Origin of the sequence: Halobaculum halobium (assembly GCF_030127145.1) — an archaeon.
Classification (GTDB): Archaea; Halobacteriota; Halobacteria; order Halobacteriales; family Haloferacaceae; genus Halobaculum; species Halobaculum halobium.
Window position 1 is genome coordinate 624,065 of the sequence record NZ_CP126158.1, and the last position, 16,478, is coordinate 640,542.

The window sequence follows — 16,478 nt, forward strand, 5'->3', positions numbered from 1 at the left end:
CGGGAGACCGCACCCGCAACGGCTGTCACGGTCGGTACACACTTCCCCCGTGACCCGTACCTCCGCGACATGGACGCACACGTCTCCCCGTCGCGGGTCGCCGGCCGCGCGCGCGCACCGCCGTCGAAGAGCTACACCCACCGAGCGATCCTCGCCGCAGGCTACGGCACCGGCACGACAGTCACGGACCCGCTCGACTCGGCGGACCCGCGGGCCACCGGCCGGGCTGTCGAGGCTTTCGGCGGCGCAGTCTCGTGGGTCCCCGCCGGGGACGAAGACGAGGATGGCGACGGAGACGGGGGAGGAGCCGGCGGCGCAACGGCCGTCGAGGTTGCGGGCTTCGGAGGCCGGCCCGGCACCCCCGACGACGTGATCGACTGCGCGAACTCGGGGACGACGATGCGCCTCGTCACCGCCGCCGCCGGACTGACCGACGGGCTCGCGGTGCTCACTGGCGACGAGTCGCTCCGCTCGCGCCCGCAGGGACCGCTTCTCGACGCCGTCGAGTCGCTCGGCGGACGCGCTGAGTCGACCCGTCGCAACGGCCAAGCGCCGCTGGTCGTCGGCGACGCGATGGCCGGTGAGACGGTCGCCATCCCCGGCGACGTCTCCTCGCAGTTCGTCACCGCGTTGCTCATGGCCGGCGCGGTCACCGAGGAGGGGATCGAGATCGACCTCGAAACGGAGCTGAAGTCAGCGCCGTACGTCGAGATAACCCGCGAGGTGCTCGCGGACTTCGGCATCGACACCGAGCGCACCGAGGCGGGCTTTCGAGTCCCTGGCGGCCAGCAATACGAGGCGGACGAGTACGCCGTCCCCGGCGACTTCTCGTCGATGTCGTACCTCCTCGCCGCCGGCGCCGTCGCCGCCGCGGACGGCGAGTCGGTCGTCGTCGAGGGCGCCCGCCCGAGCGCCCAGGGCGACTCGGCCATCGTCGACGTGCTCGACCGCATGGGCGCCGACATCGCGTGGGACGAGGACGCCGGCGAGATCACCGTCGGGGCGGCCGACCTCGCGGGCGTCGAGGTCGACGTGGGCGACACCCCCGACCTGCTCCCGACCATCGCCGTGCTGGGCGCCGTCGCCGACGGCGAGACGCGGATCGTGAACGCCGAGCACGTTCGGTACAAGGAGACCGACCGCGTCGCCGCGATGGCCGAGTCGCTGGAGAAACTGGGCGCCGAGGTGACCGAGGAACGTGACTCGCTGACCGTCCACGGCGGCGACTCCGCGCTCGCGGGAACGACGGTCCACGGGCGGGGCGACCACCGGCTCGTGATGGCGCTGACGGTCGCCGGCCTCGTCGCCGACGGCGAGACGACGGTCACCGGCGCCGAGCACGTCGACGTGTCCTTCCCGGGGTTCTTCGAGACGATGGCCGACCTCGGCGCGAACGCCACCGTCGAGTAGGCTGGAGTAGCGGAAGGGCTCGGCCTCGTGCCTACTCGAAGACGAGGCCGTAGTGATACGGCGGGACGTTCACGCGATCGACCGCTCGGAGATCGCTCGCCGCCTCGACTAGTTCCGCCGTCTCGTCGGGCGAGATCCGGAGGTCCGTCGGCGGGCCGCGCGGCGCCCCGGCGACGGTGGTTTCCTCGCGCGGCCGGTCGTGCCAGTTGAGTACGACGAACCGGCCGTCCGCGGCGAGCGCGTCGACGACGCCCGCGACGAACGCCTCGGGGTCGTCGACGCCGTGGAAGGTGTTCGCGATCAACGCCACGTCAACGGACTCGGGGAGGTGATCCGGCAGCGACCGCGCGTCGCCGTGTACCGTGTGCAGCGTGTCGACCTCGTGGCGCCCAGCGAGCCGATCGAGTTCCGCGAGCAGTCCCTCGTCGATGTCGACCGCATACACCGGCGCGGGGGCGGTGATCCGCGCGGCGGGCAGCGCGAAGTAGCCGTTTCCGCAGCCGATCTCGGCGAGCGCGTCACCAGGAGACAGCCCCAGGTTTCGGAGCGTCTCTCCCGGTGTGGGCCACAGCCGACTCCACCAGTCCCAGTCCGGCTGTCGCGTGTTCGTGAAGCGCATCGCCAGAGTATTTCATTTACCGTACAATAGCAGTTTCGCAGTCGCGGTCGAAGGGCCGAGGCACACCGCCGCGCACGAACGCTTCCGGCGCCGATGCCGTTTTCGCCGATGCGGGAGACGGTTCCGCCATGAGTTCACTCGACACGCCGTCGTTCGCGTTCGACTACGACCCGGGGGCGATCCACTACGGCCGCGGCTGTATCGACGACATCGGTGGCGCGCTCGCCGAGCGCGGGTGCGACACCGCGCTCGTGGTCTGCGGGTCGAACGTCGCCGCCAACGCGGACCTGATGGACGCGGTCGGCGCCGGCCTCGGCGACCGCCTCGCGGAGGTGTTCGCGGGCACGACCCCTGACAAGCGCCTGCGCGAGGCGGCCCGCGCGGCCGAACGCGCCGCCGACCTCGGCGTCGACGCGTTCGTCCCAGTCGGCGGCGGCTCCAGCCTCGACGTGGCGACCGTCGCCTCGGTGCTTCGCGCCCGCGACCTGTCGCTCGCGGAGGCCCGGCAAGAAGTCGCCGACACCGGGGGATCGCGACGCCCGAGAATCCCGCCTCGCTCACGCCGCTGTTCCCCGTGCCGACGACGCTCGCGGGCGCGGACCTCTCGGTGATCGCCGGCATCGCCGCCGCGGTCGACGCCGGCGAGAGTGACGCCGGCGCCGACGCTGCCGACGCCGTCGGTACCGAGGTCGTCTCGACCGGTGTCGGCGGGGCCGAATTGATGCCCGACGCGCTGTTCTACGACCCCGCCCTGTTCGAGACGACGCCGAAAGGCGTGCTCGCGGGGTCGGCCATGAACGGCTTCGACAAGGCGATCGAGTCGCTGTACGCCCGCACCCGGACGGCAGTCACCGACGCGACTGCGACCCGGGCGGTCCGACTGCTCGCGGACGGCTTGCCCGAGCTGTCCGACGACCCGGCGGCGATGGACCGCGCCGTCGCGGGGGTCGTGCTCGCGCAGTACGGCATCTCGCGCCCCGGCGAGATGACGATCAACGTGATCCACGCGTTCGGCCACGGCCTCCGCGACGCCTTCGGCATCCAGCAGGGACTGGCGCACGCGGCGGTCGCGCCCCACGCGCTGCGGGCGCTTGCAGACGCCGGCGTCGATCTCTCCCTGCTCGCGGCGGCGTTCGAAGTCGACGCTGGCAACGACACCGAGGCGGCGATCGCCCAGGTGGAGCGCGTCCGCGACGCGCTCGGTCTACCCGCGTCGCTGTCGGCGATCGACGGCGTCGACGCCGACGGCCTCGACGAGGCCGCGCGGGTGGCAGCCGCCGACTCGCTGCTGTCGTACGCGCCTGAGGGCTACGACCTCACCGAGGCCGACGCGCGGGCGGTGCTCGACTCGGCATTCTGAGGGCCGCCCGGGCACCGACAACCGCGCTGAACTGACCGTCGGTTCACGAACGGCTTTGCCCCTCCGCCACGGGGCTGACCATATGAGCGACACAGACGCCCCTCCCCGTCCGCCGGAGGCCGCCCCCGGTCCGGACGGCCTGCCGTTCCTCGGATCCTTCCTCGAGAGCAGTCGGGACTTCTTCGCCTTCCGCGACCGCGTCGCCGCCGAGTACGGCGGGGTCGCGCGCTACGAAATCCTCGGACAGGACGTGTTCCTCCTGACCGACCCCGACGCGATCAGGCGGGTCCTCGTCACGGAGAACGAGCAGTACGTCAAGGGGGAACTGTTCCAGCAGCAGCTCCGACCGGTACTCGGAAACGGCCTGCTCAACAGCGAGGGGGACTTCTGGCGCCGGCAGCGACACCTGATCCAGCCGGCGTTCACGCCCGATCGCATCGCAGGGTACGCCGACATGATGGTCGAGGCGACCGAGCGCACGAGCGCCCGCTGGGGCGACGGTGAGGTCCGCGACGTCCACCGCGACATGATGGGACTGACGCTGGATATCGTCGCCCGCGCGCTGATGGGCGTCGACATCCGCGACCGCACGCCCGCGATCGGCGGCGCGCTCGACACCGTGATGGAGCAGTCGGCGGGCGGCAGCCTGCTCGATCTCCTCCCGCCGGCGGTGCCGACGCCCGGCCGGGAGAAGCTCCGAGAGGCGGTCGCCGCTCTCGACCGAATCGTCGACGAGTTGGTCGACGAGAAGCGGCGCGCGCTGCGCGAGGGCGAGGTCGACCCCGACGCCGACGTGGTATCGGCGCTGCTGACCGCGGAGGACGACGACGGCGAGCGGATGGCCGCTGAACAGGTCCGCGATGAGGTGAAGACGCTGCTGCTCGCGGGCCACGAGACGACGGCACTGTCGCTCACCTTCACGCTCCACCTGCTCGCGCGCCACCCCGAGATCGAACAGCGACTGCTCGACGAACTGGAGACCGAACTCGGCGACGATCCCCCGGGCTTCGACACCGTTCGCGACCTGGAGTACCTCGATGACGTCGTCACCGAGTCGATGCGGCTGCTCCCGCCGGTACACGGCATCCTCCGCGAACCGACCGAAGACGTGGTTCTCGGCGGGTACCGGGTCCCCGAAGGGACCCCGCTGGCGATCAGTCAGTGGGTCGTCCACCGAGACCCCGCCCACTACGACGACCCGCACGCGTTCCGTCCCGAACGGTGGACCGACGAGATGGAGGCGGAACTACATCCGCTGGCGTACTTCCCGTTCTCCTCGGGACCGCGTCGGTGCGTCGGCGACCGGTTCGCGCTGTTGGAGGCGAAGCTGATCCTCGCGACGTTGCCACCGCGGTTCTCCTTCGAGGTGGTCGACCCGGTCGATCTCGAGGAAAATCTGGAGGCGAGCATCACGACGCGCCCGACGCAACCGGTTCGGATGCGCCTCCACGAACGCTGACCCGAGGGGACCGGTCCCGCTGTCCTCACCGCACCGCGGCGCGCCGGCGGTTCTTCGCACCTTCGCCGCATTTTATACTGCGCACCCACCGAATACGGACATGAACGGCAACGAGTTCGGCCGGCTGTTCCGGCTGACCACCTACGGCGAGAGCCACGGGGAGGCCATGGGCTGTACGGTCTCCGGTGTCCCGGCCGGCGTCGAGTTGGACGAGGAGCGCATCCAGCGCGATCTCGACCGACGCAAGCCGGGACAGTCGATGATCACGACCAGCCGCGGCGAGCCCGACGAGGTGACGATCAACTCCGGACTACAGGACGGCTACACCACCGGAACGCCGATCGGGATGGTGATCCAGAACAAGGACGCCCGCTCGGGCAAGTACGAGCCGTTCGTCACCGCGCCCCGCCCCAGCCACGGCGACTACACCTACTCGGCGAAATTCGGCACGCGAAACTGGGGCGGCGGCGGCCGCTCCTCCGCGCGCGAGACGGTCAACTGGGTCGCCGGCGGCGCCGTCGCGAAGGCGGTGCTCGACCAGAGCGACTACGACGTGCAGATCAAAGCGCACGTCAACCAGATCGGCGACATCGTCGCCCCCGACGTGACGTTCGAGGAGATGCTGGAACACAGCGAGGAGAACGAGGTCCGCTGTGGGCACCCCGAGACGGCCGCGGAGATGCGCGATCGAATCGACGAGTACCAGGAGGCGGGCGACTCCATCGGCGGCGCCATCGAGTTCGAGGCGCGCGGCGTCCCACGAGGGCTCGGCGCGCCGCGGTTCGACGCCTTCCCGGCCCGGCTCGGGCAGGCGATGATGTCAATTCCCGCGACGACGGCCTTCGAGTTCGGGCTGGGGCGCGACGCCCGCGAGGTCACGGGCCACGACCGCAACGAGAACTGGGAGGTCGACGAGGGCGACCACCCGGAGACCGTCAGCGAAAAGGGCGACCCCGTCCCCGTCGGCAACGACCACGGCGGGCTACAGGGTGGCATCACCACCGGAGAACCAATTTACGGCGAGGTCACGTGGCATGCGCCCACCTCGATCCCGAAAGAGCAGACGACCGTCGACTGGGAGACGGGCGAGGAGAAGCAGGTACAGGTCGTCGGCCGCCACGATCCCGTCCTCCCGCCGCGTGCGGTGCCGGTCGTGGAGGCGATGCTCTACTGTACGGTCCTCGACTTCATGTTGCTCGGCGGTCGGATCAACCCCGATCGCCTCGACGGTCAGGTCGGGGAGTACGAGACGGAGTACCACGCGGAGCATCCGGACGACGCGGAGTAACGGTACCGTCCGGCGTCCACCAATCGGCTCTCGAGCTTACTCTCGGTCCTCGATGAACTGACGGAGCTCCGCGGCTGTCGACCCGTCGATCGGGTCGGTTCCCCACCGGAACGCGGGAAGGGTCTCGACGCCGCTGTCCCGACCGAGTCTTCGGTCTGACAGTGCTTGGTTCCGTCGCCGTCGCGTCCGTGCGGCCTCGACGACCGCGTCCCCGTCGACGCCGATCTCCTCCGCGTGATCCCGTAGTAGGTCGAACGTGTAGGACGGCGCCGCGTCGACGAGCGCCTCGTGGAACGCCCATGCATCGGCGCGGGTGCCGCGGGCGCGGACCTCGAACAGCGCGCTCGGGAGCAGCATCGACCACTCGTTGACCGGGAGCGGGTACATGAGCAACGTCGGTCGGAACGCGTCGTTTGCGAGGAGGTCCGAGAGCTTGGGAAACTCCTCGCGCCACCATCGAATCGACGGCTTGTGCGCGTAATCGAAGTAGACGACGACGAGGGTGCCGCCGCCCGTGTAGATCTGATCCACGCCGGCGTAGGGGGTACGAGTCCCCTCGCGGTAGCTGAACGTCTCCGTCGCCTCGGCGGTAGTGAACTCCTCCGTGTGCCAACCGCCGCCGGGTTCGTCGCCGTCTGAGTCGCCGCGCAGCCAACCGAGACAACCGGACGTTCCGGCGAGTGTCGTGGTGCCTGCGGCCGCGAGGAAGCGTCTGCGCGTGGGCTCGTTATCGGGGCCAATCATGGATCCTCTCCAGGATTACCGTCGCAGAAATCCACTGTGGCGTACGTCCGCCCGTCCTCGGCGATGTATATCCCGACGCCGATGGTGTCGTGACTCGGGAGGAGCATCCCAGTGTTGTGTTCTGGGGATCGAATGAATCCACGGAGGATTACTTCTGCGAGCTCTTCTTCAGTCTGTGTATGACTCCTGTTCCAGAAGACACCCCTGAGGTTTTCGCCACCGCCACCGCAGGCATAACTGCTTGCCTGAACCCGGTCGGTGAACGTCTCACCATCGGGGTTGGTGTGGTTGAAGAAATCTCGTGTAGCCATATCGTATGAGTGGTGGCGAGCGATACGGCCAAGTCGGGGATCTGAGACTAATCGTCCGGAATTACTCTCTGCCCGGTAGTTATTTATTTTATAAATTAATAATTTTTCTGATAAAGTCACATTAACATCTTCGCGTGGTGTCTTATTTTCTAACGGGGTGGGAGTCTCGATCTCACTATCCGACTGATGATGGCCAAATTTTGGAGGTTGCGGGCTGGTGCCTTTCAATTCCACTGGCTCTTGGCTACGGACAACCGGTTCGGGATTCGCTCCGGTGGAAGAGAGACATCCAGCCAGCGAGATCATTGCAATAAGTGCGAGTGCAGTCGCGTGTCTTCTACTCACGATGGGGGCCCTCGGACGGTGCAGGTCAGTTCGAAGGATTGGCATGGTTTCTGTGATAATTTATTGTATTTGTATATTCGTAATTAGTCGTCAACACATGACTGAATCGTGGTGACTCTCTGTAGATCCACACCGAACTTCAACCGTCTGAAGAGTCCCCGGAATATACGAACCAGTTTCAGGTTTCGTGAGTGAGTGCTCCTGTCTCACTGTGTTTCCTTCACGTTCCCACAGCCATTCGGTCCACGAATCCGTTTCGGCGAAGGTCTCTGTTGTGATGGTGAACTCGCGCTCACTCGCATACTCGTGGTATTGAACTGTCCGCGTTCGCTCGATTTCGGTCTTGTACAAATAGTCTATGTCGTAGTACGTGTACCCGCTGTGGTCGTGGCCGGTGTACCAGATATTGGTGTCATAGTTCCAGTTGGAGCACTCCCGTGAGAACCCGCCGTACGGGCTCGGATCGAGATCCCAGTTCGTACACGTTCGTGTGGTTCGACTGTGTCGATCGCGGTCGTGGTTGTGTCCATCGCCAACGACCACGCGCTCGGTTCTGGTTTCGCCGGTGAAACTCCATCCCGTACGCCGGAAGCGACTCGAAAGCCACCGGGATTTGTCTTCGTAGTACGTTCGTTCCTCGGTTCGAACGTTTCGTTCCACGAGCTCCCAGTCGTCTCCTGACCCGTCCGGATCCGACCGCTTGATGCGAGTAACCCGGCGCGATCGCTGCTCAACGCTCGTCTCCGTCGATATCCAGTTATCGCCGACCATCGATGGCCGCCCAGCATCGGCCCGCACAGATATCGTCCGTCCTGTAAAGTACGTCCCGGAGTCGTATATCGATTTTTTGAACCAGCTTTTTTCTGATGGTCGCTCCTCAGATATAACGCGCTCAATCGTATTGGTGGTGCTCTCGTACCAGTACTCTGTGTACGTCTTCGGTCGTACGTTGATATCGATGGTTTTCAGTGCTTCACCGTTTGGACCCTGTGTCGAGATCAGTCTCGCCTTGTACGTTCCAGGATCGTCGTAGGTGTGAGCGATCTCGACGTTCCGCAGCACAGAGGTCCCCGATCCGCGTGCAGCATTCCCGTCACCGAAGGCGAGACGGTAGTTCTGGTTCGACCCGACGGTGAACTCCACCTGATCACCGGGTTCGACCTCCAAGCTGGTTTTCCTCGCGGGAACGCCTGATTTCATCGCATAGAATACGATGTCGTCGTGCGTCTGTACCGAGTGAACGCGGCTTATCCACTTCTGTTCGCCTCGATCGCCGTCTGCGTCGACCGCCGAGAGCGAAACTTCCCTCGTGACCTTGCCACCATGTTCGGAGACGAATATATGTCGGATCTCGGTGTCTCGAGTGCCGGAGAATCGGCCGAGTGTATCGACGATGACGGCCCGGTTCGTATCGTTTACTCGCCACGTCGCGCGAACAATCTTCGGCTCTTCATGTGTGACCGTGGCGAAGAATTCGTACGTACTGAGCTCTACGGAGTCTGTTTCCGGTGTCTGTTTCGTGTCGTCAGTGGCGTATCTCCACGAGATCTCCGAGATATGGGGGACGGATTCTCCGGTCCCGAAACTCGTCTGCGTTTCCACCTCCGTCTCCTTTACCGCAGTCACGGTGTTCCCTTCGTCGTCGGTGACAGTGGCCGAGATCTCCATCGTCTCCCCCAGATTACCTTCGATTCCGACGTTGTTGACGAACCGGCTTGACTCCCGCTCCAACTGGGTCTGTCCCGGGTCCCAAGTGATCGTCAGCTCCCCGCCGTCCGGATCGTACGCCTCCAGCGTGTACTCTTGTGTGCTCCCCGCTGTCGCACTATCAGGACCGTCGATCGAGACCACCGGCGGTCCCTCGTCGTACACCTCAACGGTCTTCATCGCCGTCGTTCGTGCCCCGTCGTCGTCGACGACGACGCCACGCAGTGTGTGCGTTCCCGTTTCGGTGAACGCGAGATCGACGACCGCTCCGTTCTCGGACCGATCGGGCCACAGCCGTCGAACGAGGCTTCCGTCCGGATCGCTTCCGCGGAGAATGAACGTCGCGTCGTGGCCGGACGCGACGCGGTCCGGCCCGTCGATGCGGGCGGTCGGGGCCTCGTTGTTCGAGTCGGCGGTCGTGGACCCGGCGTTGGTACCATCGCCCGGCGCCAACACACGTACCGATTTCCGGAACGTCGCCGTCGCGCCGTCGTCGTCAGTGACGCGGACGCTGAACGCGAACGTCTCGCCGGCCGGGAGATCGACGGTACGATCTACCTCGCGGGTCGATCGCCCGTCCGACCAGGCATACGAAGTGATCTCCCCATCAGGATCGTACACGTCGGCGGTGAACGTGGCTGTCTCGCCGCGGGCGACGCTGTCCCGCCCCTCGATATCACCGGTCGGCGGCTCGTTCGGCTGCGGTTTCGACTCGTTGGATTCGGTGCCCGCGGCGACCTCCCCCCGAGCGGCCACATCGACGTACAACGTGTCGCTCCGGTCGACGCCGTGGTCGTCAGTCACAGTCAGCGTCACCTCGTACCGCCCGACCGTCGAGGCGGTGAACGTCGTGGACATCGCGGTCGGAGCGTTCGGGTTGATCTCCCGGCCGTCGGGGGTTCGGATCGACCACTCGGAGGCGACGATATCGCCGTCGGGATCGAGCGAGCCGCCGCCGTCCAGCCACACAACAGTGCCGCGCTCGACCTCCTGATCGAGGCCGGCATCCGCGAGCGGTGGCTCGTTCTCCGCCGCCTCGTGGGCGGTGACTGATCCGGGAACGACCGCCGCAACGAGGAGTGCCGCGATGACCAACGAAACGCGTCTCATGCTCTGTGCGAGATGCCCCGTTACCCGATATAAGATTTTAGAATTGCAGTTAGAAATTATCGGTGAAGAGATCGTGTCGTAGCGGGTCGGATCTCTCCGGTCACCCCAGATTGAGGCGGTGAGTCAATTCTGGTTGCAGGTTGCCGACGGCATCATCGCTGGGGCGGGAGCTCGGCTGCTGGCACTCGGTGATCACCGGGGCCATTCCCGAAACCCTCACGATCGACCCTTTGCGAACCCATAGCAAGGCATTTGTCCCGTGCAGAACAACCGTCAAATACTGCCCAACGGAGGGCCTATCAGTACCTATGTCAGCCGACGAACTCATCTGGCGGATCGCTGGCGGGTCGGGCGACGGAATCGCCTCGACCAGTCAGAACTTCGCCAAGGCCCTGATGCGGTCGGGGCTGCACGTCTTCACGCATCGTCACTATCCCTCGCGCATCCGGGGCGGCCACACCTACGTCGAGGTACGCGCCTCCGCCGATCCCGTCAAGTCACGGGGCGACGGCTACAACTTCCTGCTGGCGCTGGGTGACTCGTTCGCCCGCAACCCGCAGGAGGGCGCCTACTACGGCAACGAGGAAGCCAAACCGCTCGCGGAGAACCTCGACGAGCTCCGCGAGGGCGGCGTCATCGTTTACGACTCCGGGCTGCTCGACCCCTCGGAGGTTCCGAACTTCGAGGAGCGCGTCGAGGAGAACAACTGGCACGTGTACGACATCGATCTTCGGTCGCTCGCGCGCGATCAGGGCCGCGAGGTCATGCGAAACACCGCCGGCGTCGGCGTCACCTGCGCGATCACGGGCATCCCCCTCAGCGCCATCGAGGAGCTGATGCGCGACGCGATGCCCGAGAAGATCCTCGAGCCGAACGTCGAGATCATGGAGACGGCGTACGACCTCGTCCGCGAGGAGTACGACGTCGACGCCCCCGACGTGTCCGTCCCCTCGGGCGAACACGACGAGGAGCAGGTCCTGATGTCCGGCTCGGACGCCATCGCTTACGGCGCCATCGACGAGGGCTGCCGCTTCATCGCGGGGTACCCCATGACGCCGTGGACCGAGGTGTTCACCATCATGAGTCAGAACCTGCCCGAACTGGGCGGGATCTCCGAGCAGGTCGAAGACGAGATCGCCGCGGCCGCGCTCGCCATCGGCGCGTCCCACATGGGCGTCAAGGCCATGTCCGGTTCCTCCGGCGGCGGGTTCGCCCTGATGGGTGAGCCGCTCGGCCTCGCGGAGATGACCGAGACGCCGCTGGTACTCATCGAAGCCATGCGCGCCGGTCCCTCGACGGGGATGCCGACGAAGCCCGAACAGGCGGACCTGGAACACGTCCTGTACACGTCACAGGGCGACTCCCAGCGCGTCGTCCTCGCGCCCGGTACGGTCGCCGAGGCGTACGAGGCGTCGCGACGGGCGTTCCAGCTCGCCTACGAGTACCAGATCCCGTCGATGCTCATCTACGACCAGAAACTGTCGGGTGAGCTGACGAACGTCCCGGCCTCGCACTTCGACCGCGAGCCCAACGCGGACATCGGGTTCACCCTCACCGAGGAGGAACTGGCCGACCAGCCGCACACGAACGACGGGAAGTTCCACCGCTTCCAGCACGATGGCGAGAACGGCGTCTCGCCGCGGTCGGTGCCCGGCCAGAAGGGCGGCCGATTCCTCGCGACGGGGAACGAGCACAACCCGGCCGGTCACATCGACGAGGACCCGAACAACCGCGTCGCACAGATGAACCGTCGGCAGCGGAAGCTCGACGCCATCCGCGCGGACCTCGACGACGACGGCTTGCTCGTGGAACACGGTCCCGAGGACGCCGACTACGGCATCCTCACGTTCGGCTCCCAGCAGGGGACAGTTGAGGAGGCCGTCGATCGGCTCAACGAGAACGGCACGTCGGTGAAGGCGCTGACCGTCGCCGAACTCGCGCCGTACCCGATCGACGCGGTTCGAGCGTTCCTCGACTCCGTCGAGGAGGCGCTCGTCGTCGAGATGAACGCGTCGGCGCAGTTCCGCGGTCTGACGCAGAAGGAACTCGGCACGCACGGGGAGATGCTCTCCTCGCTGCTGAAGTACAACGGGAACCCCTTCGAGCCCGCGGAGATCGTCGAGGGGTTCACCACGAACATCGTCGAGGACGGGGAGCTCCCCGGCAACGAGACGAAGTTCGTCCCCGCGGCAGGTGACTAACAATGAGCGCATTCAGTGCCATCGGTGAGGAACGCGAGGTCGACCGCAACGAGTACACGCCCGAGATCGAACCCCAGCCGACGTGGTGTCCGGGCTGCGGCGACTTCGGTGTCCTGAAGTCGCTGAAGGGCGCGCTGCCCGAGGTCGGGCGCACGCCCGAAGAGACGCTGCTGGTCACCGGGATCGGCTGTTCGGGCAAGCTGAACAGCTACCTCGACAGCTACGGCTTCCACACGATCCACGGCCGGTCGCTGCCCGTCGCCCGGGCGGCGAAGCTCGCCAACCCCGGCGTCGAGGTCGTCGCCGCCGGCGGCGACGGCGACGGCTACGGGATCGGCGGGAACCACTTCATGCACACCGCCCGGGAGAACCACGACATGACGTACATCGTGTTCAACAACGAGATCTTCGGCCTCACGAAGGGCCAGACCTCGCCCACCTCCCCGAAGGGCCACAAGTCGAAGACGCAACCGCACGGCTCGGCGAAGACCCCGATCCGTCCGCTCTCGCTGTCGCTGACCTCAGGCGCGTCGTTCGTCGCTCGCACGGCCGCCGTCAACCCGAACCAGGCCCAGCGAATCCTCAAGGAGGCGATGGAGCACGACGGGTTCGCGCACATCGACTTCCTGACGCAGTGCCCGACGTGGAACAAGGACGCCAAGCAGTACGTCCCGTACACGGACATCAACGAGTCCGAGGACTACGACTTCGATCCGACGAACCGCGCCGAGGCCCAGGAGCTGATGCGCGAGACCGAGGACAAACTGTACGAGGGCGAGGTGCTCACCGGCGTCTACTACCGCGACGACGAGCGGCCCTCCTACCAGCAGGAGAAACAGCAGATCGGCGAGATGCCCGAGGAACCGCTCGCGGAGCGCTACTTCGACGGCGACTACGAGTGGGAGCGCTCGTACGATCAGTTCATCGACAAGCACAAGTGAGCGAACGGCGGGCGTGAACGACGAAACCGCGCGACTGGGACGTGATCGGCCCAGTACTCGCGCCGGTTCCCGTCGACGCGACTCCCGTTTTCTCATTCGCAAGGTATTTTTTCTGTGGCGCGAAATCATACGGTAATGAGTACCTCCTCGACGGCCGATCGCATCCTCGAAGCGCTCGAGGAGGATGCGCAGGCCTCCTACGCCGAGATCGCCGACCGCGCTGGCGTCTCGAAGCCGACGGTGCGAAAGTACATCAACCGGCTCGAGGACGAGGGCGTCATCGTCGGCTATTCGGCCGAAATCGATCCGAAGAAGCTCTCCGGGAAGACGATCGCGCTCGTCGGGATTGAGGTCGACAGCGAGCGGTACGTCGAGGCGACGCGCGCGTTGAAGGAGCTGGAGTCGGTCGTTTCGCTGTACACCTCCTCGGGCGACCACATGTTCATGGCCGAGGTCCGCGCGGCCGACGGCGACGAACTGGGCGAGGTGATCTCCGAGGAGATCGGCGGCGTCGAGGGCGTCACCGCGGCGCACCCGTCGGTGCTGCAAGAGCGACTGAAATAGCGGCTGCGGACCGACGTTCGGCGGACCCAGTGGACTTGGCCGCGCGCGGCTTCACTTCCACCGCGCGTGGCGACGGTTTTTGACCGATCGGCGCCTGAGTGGCGACCATGGAGGAGACGCTCCCGGGGGCGCCGACGACGGACGACGGCGGCGAGCGCGTCGTCCTCCACGTCGACATGGACTGTTTTTACGCCTCCTGCGAGCGGCTGAAGGAGCCCGAGCTCGCGGGCGAACCGATCGTCGTCGGCATGGGGTACGAGCCGGGCGACACGATCGGCGCGGTCGCGACGGCGAGCTACGAGGCGCGCGAGTTCGGGGTCGAATCGGCACAGCCCATCTCGCAGGCGCTGGAGCGACTCCCTCGCGTCGCCGACGCGGATGCGGGCGACACGGAGGCGTCCGATCCGGCGGCGGGCCACTACCGGTCCGTCGACATGCCGTTCTACAAGGAGGTCGCGGCGGAGGTGAAGGCGGTGTTGCATGACGTGGCCGACACCGTCCGGGAGGTGAGTATCGACGAGGCGTACCTCGACGTGACGGACCGGACCTCGTGGGACACCGGCGACGGCTCCGGCGACGCCCCGCTCGCCGAGGGCCTCGCCCGGTACGTCCGCGAGCGCATCGAGCGGGGGCCGGCGTGCCCGCCAGCGTCGGCGTCGCGCCGAACATGGCGACCGCGAAGGTCGCCTCGGACTACGACAAGCCGGACGGGCTCACCGTCGTCGAGCCCGGCGAAGTCGCCGACTTCCTCGCGCCCCTTCCCGTCTCGGACATCCACGGCGTCGGGCCGGTCACCGCGAGCGACCTGGCGGAGCTGGGGATCGAGACCGCGGGCGACCTCGCGAACGCGGATCCGACCGAACTGGAGGCCCGGTTCGGTTCGCGCGGCCGGGAGTTCCACGACCGCGCGAACGGCCGCGACGACCGCGAGGTGACGCCGACCGGCCGGCCGAAGTCGCTGTCGCGGGAGTCGGCCGGCCGGACCGCCGACGAAGCGGCGCAACGCGAACGGGTTCGCGCCCTCGCGGCCGATGTGGCCGAGCGCGCGCGCTCGCGCGGCGCGATGTATCGCACCATCGGCGTGAAAGTCGTGCGGCCGCCGTTTGACGTGAACACGCGCGCGGACTCGCTCCCGGGACCAGTCGACGACCCGGACCTCGTCGAGGAGGTTGCGCTCGATCTCCTCGACGAGTTCGCGGGGGAGGGAGTTCGGAAGCTCGGCGTCCGGGTGTCGAACCTCTCGTTCGCGGCCGAGGAGCAGGCGACGCTCGGCGGCTACGAAGGGGCAGCAGAGTGCTCTGCTGAAGGCGACCGTGGTGCCGCCGAGGGTGACGGCGGGGGTGACGTGGACGGCGAACGCGACGCGAGCGACCCGGAGGGCGTGACGCGCCGCGGTGTGGACGCCACGGCGACGCTCGACGACTGGGCCGACGAGGGCGACGAGGACGCGACGCGCGAGCGTCGCCGGCGGCGCCGCCGGGGGCAGGCCGACCTCGGAGAGTTCGAGTGAGCGTTCCTAGAGCCGCCGAGGGCCGCTCGCACCGACCGCGTCGGCGAACAACGGGAGCGCCGGGATCACCGTCTCGACGGGACCGCCGTTGAACTCGGCGAACAGCGCGGCGAGGTCGTCGACCGCGTCGGCGTCGAAGCCGGCGGCGACGGCAGCCTCACGCGAGAGCGCGGGACGATACGCCACCTCCTCGACGTAGTCGTCCGCGATCGCACCCGCGTCGGCGACGGCCTCGTCGAAGTCCTCAGAGCGGAGTTCCGGTTTCAGGCCGTCCCACAGCCGCGAGAGGAACGCGGGCCACTGCGCCAAACAGCGGTAGACGCTGGGAAGGCTGCCGTCGTCGAAGCCGTGGAACCGACGGATCTCGGCGACTGCGCCGGCGGCTCTCTCGGGGACGGCGTCGACGGCGATCATCGAGGGGTCGAGCCCGCGGTCGGCGCCCAGCCCTGCGGGGTACGGTTCGGTCGCGGCGGGGCCGTCGGGCACCGCAGTCCCCACGTCGCCGCCGTTCATCGACCGGTCGACAAGTTCGAACAGCACCGCGAGCCGGGGAGCGACGGCGTCGAAGGCGGCGATCTGTCCACGGAGCTCCCGCGCCTCGGCGGGCCCGAGACCGAGGCCGCCCGCGCGGTAGCGCGGACCGTCGACTGCCGACAACACCGCGTCGCGGTAGGCCACGGCCGTCTCAGCGAACGCACGCGTCTCGAAGGCGGGCTTCACCTGTCCCCACAGGTACCGGGTCAGTTCCGGGTGATTTGCGGTCGCCGTCCGCCAGATCCAATTGACGACCGGCGCCCGAAACGTCGTCCGGATGTCGTCGTACATCCCTTCGCGCCATCCCGTGGCGTCGGCAGCGTGAAGTTCGAGGCTCGTGTCCATGGGCGGGCCGTCGACCGGTGTACACCTAAA

General features: G+C 67.1%; 13 protein-coding genes and 2 pseudogenes. 9 read left to right on the forward strand and 6 right to left on the reverse strand.

The window, feature by feature from the left end; all coding sequences use genetic code 11:
- The first annotated feature begins 69 nt into the window (after window positions 1–69).
- A complete protein-coding gene (aroA, locus tag P0Y41_RS03380; protein ID WP_284062573.1) occupies window positions 70–1,410 on the forward strand; it encodes a 3-phosphoshikimate 1-carboxyvinyltransferase in 1,341 nt (446 codons plus the stop codon).
- Between the two features lie 31 nt (window positions 1,411–1,441).
- Here the strand turns inward: aroA and P0Y41_RS03385 are convergent, their stop codons facing one another.
- On the reverse strand, window positions 1,442–2,029 hold the full coding sequence (locus tag P0Y41_RS03385; protein WP_284062574.1) for a class I SAM-dependent methyltransferase: 588 nt from the start codon (window positions 2,027–2,029) through the stop codon (window positions 1,442–1,444).
- Window positions 2,030–2,157: 128 nt separating this feature from the next.
- On the opposite strand from P0Y41_RS03385, the gene P0Y41_RS03390 reads away from it, so the two are divergent.
- The 4 genes from P0Y41_RS03390 (at window position 2,158) to aroC (ending at window position 6,136) form a co-directional block, all read left to right on the forward strand.
- Window positions 2,158–2,640 carry an iron-containing alcohol dehydrogenase gene (locus P0Y41_RS03390; RefSeq protein WP_284062575.1) on the forward strand — a complete coding sequence of 161 codons (483 nt, stop codon included), beginning with the start codon at window positions 2,158–2,160 and terminating at the stop codon, window positions 2,638–2,640.
- A complete protein-coding gene (locus P0Y41_RS03395; RefSeq protein WP_284062576.1) occupies window positions 2,604–3,389 on the forward strand; it encodes a dehydroquinate synthase/iron-containing alcohol dehydrogenase family protein in 786 nt (261 codons plus the stop codon). Before P0Y41_RS03390 ends, P0Y41_RS03395 begins: the two co-directional genes overlap by 37 nt.
- A gap of 82 nt (window positions 3,390–3,471) precedes the next feature.
- Window positions 3,472–4,848: a cytochrome P450 gene (locus P0Y41_RS03400; protein WP_284062577.1), complete on the forward strand. Its 1,377-nt coding sequence runs from the start codon at window positions 3,472–3,474 to the stop codon at window positions 4,846–4,848.
- Between the two features lie 100 nt (window positions 4,849–4,948).
- Window positions 4,949–6,136: a chorismate synthase gene (aroC, locus tag P0Y41_RS03405; protein WP_284062578.1), complete on the forward strand. Its 1,188-nt coding sequence runs from the start codon at window positions 4,949–4,951 to the stop codon at window positions 6,134–6,136.
- Window positions 6,137–6,172: 36 nt separating this feature from the next.
- Here aroC and P0Y41_RS03410 read toward each other — a convergent pair whose 3' ends face one another.
- From P0Y41_RS03410 to P0Y41_RS17985, 4 genes and pseudogenes are all read right to left on the reverse strand, one after another.
- A complete protein-coding gene (locus tag P0Y41_RS03410; RefSeq protein WP_284062579.1) occupies window positions 6,173–6,880 on the reverse strand; it encodes a DsbA family protein in 708 nt (235 codons plus the stop codon).
- Entirely contained in the window at window positions 6,877–7,536 is a 660-nt protein-coding gene (locus tag P0Y41_RS03415; RefSeq protein WP_284062580.1) for a CAP domain-containing protein, read from the reverse strand. Before P0Y41_RS03415 ends, P0Y41_RS03410 begins: the two co-directional genes overlap by 4 nt.
- Window positions 7,537–7,626: 90 nt before the next feature.
- Window positions 7,627–10,011: a PKD domain-containing protein gene (locus tag P0Y41_RS03420; RefSeq protein ID WP_284062581.1), complete on the reverse strand. Its 2,385-nt coding sequence runs from the start codon at window positions 10,009–10,011 to the stop codon at window positions 7,627–7,629.
- Window positions 10,012–10,056: 45 nt separating this feature from the next.
- Window positions 10,057–10,353, reverse strand: a pseudogene (locus P0Y41_RS17985) (PKD domain-containing protein); the annotation flags it as partial.
- 308 nt (window positions 10,354–10,661) lie between these two features.
- On the opposite strand from P0Y41_RS17985, the gene P0Y41_RS03430 reads away from it, so the two are divergent.
- The 4 genes and pseudogenes from P0Y41_RS03430 (at window position 10,662) to dinB (ending at window position 15,569) form a co-directional block, all read left to right on the forward strand.
- A complete protein-coding gene (locus P0Y41_RS03430; RefSeq protein WP_284062583.1) occupies window positions 10,662–12,554 on the forward strand; it encodes a 2-oxoacid:acceptor oxidoreductase subunit alpha in 1,893 nt (630 codons plus the stop codon).
- Window positions 12,555–12,556: 2 nt separating this feature from the next.
- Complete coding sequence (locus tag P0Y41_RS03435; protein ID WP_284062584.1) at window positions 12,557–13,495, forward strand: thiamine pyrophosphate-dependent enzyme; 939 nt, start codon at window positions 12,557–12,559, stop codon at window positions 13,493–13,495.
- 135 nt (window positions 13,496–13,630) lie between these two features.
- Window positions 13,631–14,059: an HTH-type transcriptional regulator LrpA1 gene (lrpA1, locus tag P0Y41_RS03440; RefSeq protein ID WP_284062585.1), complete on the forward strand. Its 429-nt coding sequence runs from the start codon at window positions 13,631–13,633 to the stop codon at window positions 14,057–14,059.
- Window positions 14,060–14,166: 107 nt separating this feature from the next.
- Window positions 14,167–15,569 (forward strand): annotated as a pseudogene (gene dinB, locus P0Y41_RS03445) (DNA polymerase IV).
- A 6-nt stretch (window positions 15,570–15,575) separates the two neighbouring features.
- On the opposite strand, the gene P0Y41_RS03450 reads toward dinB, so the two are convergent.
- Window positions 15,576–16,448, reverse strand: a complete 873-nt coding sequence (locus tag P0Y41_RS03450; RefSeq protein ID WP_284062586.1) for a halocarboxylic acid dehydrogenase DehI family protein — start codon at window positions 16,446–16,448, stop codon at window positions 15,576–15,578.
- Window positions 16,449–16,478 lie beyond the last annotated feature (30 nt).

Bases quoted from the DNA above. Each gene is read 5' to 3' on its own strand.
- aroA (WP_284062573.1), top strand. From the start codon at position 70: ATGGACGCACACGTCTCCCCGTCGCGGGTCGCCGGCCGCGCGCGCGCA.
- P0Y41_RS03385 (WP_284062574.1), bottom strand. From the start codon at position 2,029: ATGCGCTTCACGAACACGCGACAGCCGGACTGGGACTGGTGGAGTCGG.
- P0Y41_RS03390 (WP_284062575.1), top strand. From the start codon at position 2,158: ATGAGTTCACTCGACACGCCGTCGTTCGCGTTCGACTACGACCCGGGG.
- P0Y41_RS03400 (WP_284062577.1), top strand. From the start codon at position 3,472: ATGAGCGACACAGACGCCCCTCCCCGTCCGCCGGAGGCCGCCCCCGGT.
- aroC (WP_284062578.1), top strand. From the start codon at position 4,949: ATGAACGGCAACGAGTTCGGCCGGCTGTTCCGGCTGACCACCTACGGC.
- P0Y41_RS03410 (WP_284062579.1), bottom strand. From the start codon at position 6,880: ATGATTGGCCCCGATAACGAGCCCACGCGCAGACGCTTCCTCGCGGCC.
- P0Y41_RS03430 (WP_284062583.1), top strand. From the start codon at position 10,662: ATGTCAGCCGACGAACTCATCTGGCGGATCGCTGGCGGGTCGGGCGAC.
- P0Y41_RS03435 (WP_284062584.1), top strand. From the start codon at position 12,557: ATGAGCGCATTCAGTGCCATCGGTGAGGAACGCGAGGTCGACCGCAAC.
- lrpA1 (WP_284062585.1), top strand. From the start codon at position 13,631: ATGAGTACCTCCTCGACGGCCGATCGCATCCTCGAAGCGCTCGAGGAG.
- P0Y41_RS03450 (WP_284062586.1), bottom strand. From the start codon at position 16,448: ATGGACACGAGCCTCGAACTTCACGCTGCCGACGCCACGGGATGGCGC.